Genomic DNA, 6,103 nt, shown 5'->3' with positions numbered 1-6,103 from the left:
CGGACAGGCCCCTGGGCGAAGGTTGACGCTAGAGGCTATTTTGCTATACTGCGCTTGCTTTGGCAACCTTGAGGAAGTCGCTCTTCACTCGCTCATCCGGCCCATCCCGTTGGGGGTGGGCTTTGTTGATTCTGGTCATCGGCCTGGCCGCCGGGCTGCGCTTCTACCGGCTGGGCGTCTGGCCGCCCGGCCCCTACCGCGACGAGGCGTACAACGGCCTGGACGCGCTTGGCGTCTTGCGCGGCGAGCACGCCCTCTTTTTCCCCGCCAACAACGGCCGCGAGCCGATTTACATCTACCTCGTCGCCCTGTCCGTCGCCCTACTGGGGCCAACGACGCTGGCCCTGCGCCTGCCGGCGGCGCTCATTGGCGCGCTGGCAACGTTGCCGGTGTGGCTGCTCGGCCGGGCGTGGTTTGGCCGCGCCGCCGGGCTGTTGGCCGCCGCGCTGTGGGCCATCACCTTCTGGCCAGTGCATCTCGGGCGCATCGGCCTGCGCGTCGGGCTGCTGGCCCCGGCGCTGGCGCTGGCCTTCGGGCTGGGCACACGCGCCTACCGTGAAGGGCGCGTGGCGCGGCGGGCGGCGCTGTGGCTGGCCGCCGGGCTGGTCTATGGCCTCAGCTTCTACACCTATCTGGCCGCGCGCTTCACGCCGTTGCTGCTCCTGCTCTTCGCCATCTATCTCATCGCCACCGGCCGGCGGGCGCGGCTGTGGGACGGGGGGCGCGTCCTGTGGTTCGCCGCCGGGGCGGCGCTGGCGGCGGCCCCGTTGGGCATCCTGCTATTGCGCGACCCGGCGCTCATCCTGGGCCGCGCCGGTCAGGTGTCCATCCTCAGCCCGGCCGTCAGCGGCGGCAACCCGCTCGGCGCGCTGCTGGACAACGTTGGCCGCGCCCTGGGCCTCTATCTGTGGCGCGGCGACGCTATCTTGCGTCACAACGCCCTGCTCAGCTACGACGCCGTCCTGAAGGCCGACAACCCCATCGGCCGGCCCGCCTTCGACCTCTTCATGGCCGTTCCCTTCCTGATCGGGTTGGGCTGGTGCGTCTGGCGGTGGCGGCGGCCGGCGGCGGCCTTCCTGCTGCTGTGGCAACTGGTCATGCTCGGCCCGACCATCCTGGCCGAGGACGCGCCCCACTTCCTGCGCGCCGCCGGCATTTTGCCCGGGGCCATCTTCTTCCCGGCCATCGGGCTGGCCCTGCTATGGGAGTGGGGGCGGTTGCCGGCTGCCCCGCGGCGGGCGGCGGTCGTCCTGTTGCTGGCCGGCAGCCTGGGGCTGACCGTCCGCGACTACGTCCGCTACGCCCAACAGCCCGACACGGCCTTTGTCTGGGAAGCGGCGGCGGCCGAGTTAGCCCGCTCGGCCCGCGCGGCGCCGGCCGGCGCGACCGTCTACCTCGACCGGCGCTTTCCGGAGGGGTGGCCGTCCATCCCCTTCCTGCTCAACGACCGGGCGACAACGCCCTTCGATCCGGCTGCCGGCCTGCCGGGCGCGTTGGACGGCCCCACCGTCGTCTACGCCTGGCCCTATGGCGCGTTGGACTTCTTGCCGACGGCCGTCAGCGCACCGGCGCGGGTCATCATCGAGCCGGGGCCGTTGGCCCGCGGCGATCTGGAGCCGGAGCCGTACTCGCTCTACACCCGCTACGAGATCGCGCCCGGCTCCCCCGCAATGGCGGCATCGGCCGACTTCGCCGGCCAGTTCGCCCTCCGCGCCGCCGCGAGGCTGCTCGCGCCCGACACGCTCTCGGTTGAACTGCTGTGGGAGGCCGCGGCCGAGCGCTCGCCTGACGAACCGCTGCCGCAGGTGTTCATCCATGTGACCGGCCCGGACGGGTTGTTGGCCCAGCACGATGGGCCGCCGGCCGATGGGCTGTGGCCGGCCGGCGGGTGGCAGCCAGGCCTGGCGGTGGGCCGGCAGTACTCCCTGCGGCTGACGCGGCCGTTCGACCCCATGCGCGATCAGGTGGAAATTGGGTTATACTGGCCCGACACGGGCGAGCGCTTGCCCGTGGTCGATGCCCGCGGCCAGGCGGTCGATGACAAGGTCGTCATCAGGCCGGAAGGGTAGCGGGCGGGGGCGTCGTATGTCACGCACAACGTGGTTCATTCTCCTGGCGCTGGTGGGGGCGCTGTTGCTGGGGGCGGCCGGGATTTTCCCGCCGCCGGCTTTCGCCATCCCTCTGCTCCAGGAAACCGCCCAACCAACGGCGACGAGCACCCCGCCGTTTGCGGCGACGGCTTCCGCCACATCGCCGTTCCTGGCGACGGCCGAGGCGACAACGAGCTTCCCACCGCCGACCTGGGTTTCGCCCACGCCAGACGAGACGGGCGCGATCACCGTCGTCGTCCAGCCGGGCGAGTCGCTGTGGATCATCGCCGCGCGCGCCGGCCTGACGCTGCCAGAACTGCTGGCGCTCAACGGCCTGTCTGAGTCGGCCATCATCAACCCGGGCGACGTCATCCTCATCGCGCGGGTGACGCCGCCCGTGGCCGCGTCGCCCGAGGAGGGCACGCCGACCATCACGCCCCCGCCGCCCACGCCGCGCCCGACGGAGCCTCGCCTGGAGGCGGCCATCTGCCTGTCGGCCTACAACGACCGCGACCAGGACGGTCAGCAGGACGCCGACGAGCCGCTGCGGCCGGGCGTGGCCTTCACCGTCTACAACACTCAGGCCGTCGTTGCCAACTACATCACCGATGGTGTGTCGGAGCCGAAGTGCCTGGGCGGACTGCCGCCGGGCGAGTACCGCGTTACCCGCTCTATCGCTCCCGGCGAGACGCTGACGACCCCCGGCGACTGGGCGCTGAATCTGACCAGCGGCAACGAACTTTTCCAGTCGTTCGGCAGCTTTGTGGGGGCCACGCTCCCCTCCGGAGCCGGCCTCGTCACCGCGACCGTCGCGCCGTCAACCCCCGTCGCCCAACTGCAAACCACAGCCGCCGCTACCCTCCCCCCCGCTCCCCCGCTCCCCAGCCCCTCTGCTCCTGCCCTCGGCTGGCGCATCGCCGGCGTCGCCGTCCTCTTCATCGGCGGCTTGCTCTTGCTAGGGGCTGTGCTACTCTTGCTTTTCAGGCAGCGAGGCCCCACCACCAGCCCGAAGCCGGACGCGGTTGACAGGGAGCACCGCTTCCGCGACATCGACGATCTGGAGTAGAACCCGGCTAAACCGGATGGGCCGCGGATCACTGACGCTATGAAGAAGAGAATCCTCCTTTCCCTGCTCATCCTGTTCGCCTTGCTGACCGTGTGGGCCGGCCGCAGCCAGGCCGCTCCCGCCCGCCAGACCAATCTGCTGCAAAACCCCGGCTTCGAGCAGCCCTTCAACGGCGGCGCGGCCCAGGGCTGGCAGACGTGGCACATGCTGACGCCCAAAGAGGACGAGGAGTGCCTGATCGCCTACCACTACCAGCCAAAGTGGGGCGTGGAGACGGCCTCCGGTTTCGTGCGCGAGGGCGCGGCGTCGCAGTACATCGGCAACAACTGGGATACCTGGGCCGGCGGCGTCTACCAGACCGTGCCGGCCACGCCGGGGGTGACCTACCGCTTCTCGTTCACCGGCCGCGGGCGGGGCAGTAGCGCCGATTCCCCTTCGCCGTCGGAGACGCAACTGCAAATCAATATGCGCGCCGGCATCGACCCCAACGGCAGTGGGGCGTGGAACGACGCCGACATTGTCTGGGGCGCGGCCGGTTCGCCCCACGACAGCTGGCAGACGTTCACCGTCGAGGCCACGGCCACGGGCAACCAGCTCACGGTGTTCACCGCGGCGAACTGGGGCGTGAGCGGCGTCAACCAGTGCCGCCAATTCCTCGACACCTGGTACGACGCCGCACAACTGGTGGCCCAGACGCCGCCCACGGCCGCCCCACCGACGGCTGCGCCGCCGACCGCTGCGGTCGCCACGGCAACCTTCACCCCTGCGCCGGCCGAAGGCTCGGCCACAGACACGCCGCCACCCGCGATGCCGGCCGGGCGCTCGTCCATCTGCGTCAACGCCTTCCTGGACAACAACGGCAACGGGCAGCGCGACGCCGATGAGGGGTACGTCACCGGAGTGACGCTGACCGTGGCCCAGGGCGCGACCATCATCGGCCAGGCGGTCTCGACCGGCGCGGAGACGCCCACCTGCTTCGAGAACCTGCTACCCGGCGAGTACCAGATCGCCCAGAGCTTACCGGCGACGCTGGAGACGACGACGCAATCAAACGCCACGGTGAACCTGGGTGAGGGGCAGAATATCGGGCTGGAGTTCGGCAGCCGGCCCCGGGCTACGGCTATGGCCCAGGCATCACCTACGACAACCACCGCCGCCACGCCCACCCTCGCCGCGCCCGGCACTATTGTCGAGCCGGCCAATGGCGGGCCAAACTGGCTCATCTTCCTGGGGCTGGGGGCGGTGCTGATCGGCATCGCCCTGTTGGGGGCGCTGTTGTTTATGCTACTGCGGCGGTAGCACAGCCTGCCAGGCTGTGCCAAGACGGTAGGGGCAGACCTGCGTGTCTGCCCAGGGCGCACGCGCAGTGTCTGCTCAGGGCGCACGCGCAGTGTCTGCTCAGGGCGCACGCGCAGTGTCTGCTCAGGGCGCACACGCAGTGTCTGCTCAGGGCGCACACGCAGGTGCGCCCCTACTGGGTCGGGAAAAGCTTTTCCACTTTGAATTCCCGCTGGCGCTGCCTGGCCGTCCACAAATCATACTGCGCTTGCTGATGGAGCCAGCTTTCCACGGACGTGTCGAAAGCTATCGAGCAGCTCCAGGCATAGCTCTTTAAGAATTTATCCTGGATGAGGAGGGTCGTACATTTGCATCATTCCAGTCATCTCAGTGATAGCCTTCCGGGAATAATGCTATACTCCGCTCAAGCTTACTGACAATCCAGAACCCAGTATAGTTGAACAAAAGCGTTTATACTTAAGAGAGTCAGCTTCTAGATCGATGGAGGGGAACACATGGCATTGCACAAACTGGCCGGCCAACCGGCCCCCCAAGAAGCACTGATCAACGTCCCGCGCCTCATCTCGTCCTATTACACCGTCCACCCCGATCCATCCGAGCCGCTCCAGCGCGTCGCCTTCGGCACGTCGGGCCACCGCGGCACGTCAACCGCCGCCAGCTTCAACGAAGACCACATCCTCGCCATCTGCCAGGCCATCTGTGAGTACCGCGCGGCGCGCAACATCACCGGCCCGCTCTACGCCGGCATGGACACGCATGCCCTGTCGGAGCCGGCGCTGGCCTCGGCCATCGAGGTGTTCGCCGCCAATGGCGTCCGGCTGGTCATCCAGAAGGGGTTGGACTACACGCCGACGCCGGTCATCAGCCACGCCATCCTGACCTGGAACCGCGGCCGGACGGCCGATCTGGCCGATGGCGTGGTCATCACTCCTTCGCACAACCCGCCGACGGATGGCGGCTTCAAGTACAATCCACCCGAAGGCGGCCCGGCCGACACCGCCACGACCAAGGTCATCCAGGATCGGGCTAACGAACTCCTGCGCGACGGGCTGACAGGCGTCAAGCGGCTGTCGTTGCGCCGAGCCATGGCTGGCGGGTCGGTCGAGGAGTACGACTACGTCACCCCCTACGTAGCCAGCCTGGGCCAGGTGATCGACATGGAGGCCATCGCCGCCGCCGGGCTGCACATCGGCGTCGATCCGATGGGCGGCGCGGGCGTGCACTACTGGGAGCCTATCGCCGAGCGCTACGGCCTGCGGCTGGAGGTGGTCAATCCCTACGTCGATCCGACCTTCGGCTTTATGACCATCGACCACGACGGCAAGATTCGCATGGACTGCTCCTCCCCCCACGCCATGGCCAGCCTCATCCGGCTAAAGGACGACTTCGACATCGCCTTCGGCAACGACCCGGATTACGACCGGCACGGCATCGTCACCCGCAGCGCCGGGCTGATGAACCCCAACCACTACCTGGCGGTCGCCATCTGGTACCTGTTCCAGAACCGGCCGGCGTGGCGCGCCGACGCGGCCGTGGGCAAGACCCTCGTCTCCAGCTCGATGATCGACCGCGTGACGGCCCATCTCGGCCGGCGGCTGGCCGAGGTGCCGGTCGGCTTCAAGTACTTCGTCGATGGGCTGCTGAGCGG

Annotated in this window: 4 protein-coding genes; all 4 read left to right on the top strand. The window is 68.8% G+C overall.

Annotation, left to right across the window (positions count from 1 at the left end):
• The first annotated feature begins 122 nt into the window (after nt 1-122).
• On the top strand, nt 123-2,069 hold the full coding sequence (locus tag ACE3UY_RS06115) for a glycosyltransferase family 39 protein (protein WP_374686663.1): 1,947 nt from the start codon (nt 123-125) through the stop codon (nt 2,067-2,069).
• A 16-nt stretch (nt 2,070-2,085) separates the two neighbouring features.
• Nucleotides 2,086-3,156: a LysM peptidoglycan-binding domain-containing protein gene (locus tag ACE3UY_RS06110; protein ID WP_374686662.1), complete on the top strand. Its 1,071-nt coding sequence runs from the start codon at nt 2,086-2,088 to the stop codon at nt 3,154-3,156.
• A 39-nt stretch (nt 3,157-3,195) separates the two neighbouring features.
• Nucleotides 3,196-4,455 (top strand): SdrD B-like domain-containing protein, encoded by a 1,260-nt coding sequence (locus ACE3UY_RS06105; protein WP_374686661.1) that lies wholly within the window; start codon nt 3,196-3,198, stop codon nt 4,453-4,455.
• A 494-nt stretch (nt 4,456-4,949) separates the two neighbouring features.
• Nucleotides 4,950-6,103 (top strand): phosphoglucomutase, alpha-D-glucose phosphate-specific (locus ACE3UY_RS06100; RefSeq protein ID WP_374686660.1); only part of this gene is annotated, 1,154 nt, incomplete at its 3' end.

Origin of the sequence: Promineifilum sp. (SeqCode) (assembly GCF_041918635.1) — a bacterium.
Taxonomy (GTDB): Bacteria; Chloroflexota; Anaerolineae; order Promineifilales; family Promineifilaceae; genus Promineifilum.
Note: the sequence above shows the minus strand (reverse complement) of the source record. Positions and strands in the feature narration are given on the sequence as shown.

Bases quoted from the DNA above. Each gene is read 5' to 3' on its own strand.
- ACE3UY_RS06110 (WP_374686662.1), top strand. From the start codon at position 2,086: ATGTCACGCACAACGTGGTTCATTCTCCTGGCGCTGGTGGGGGCGCTG.
- ACE3UY_RS06105 (WP_374686661.1), top strand. From the start codon at position 3,196: ATGAAGAAGAGAATCCTCCTTTCCCTGCTCATCCTGTTCGCCTTGCTG.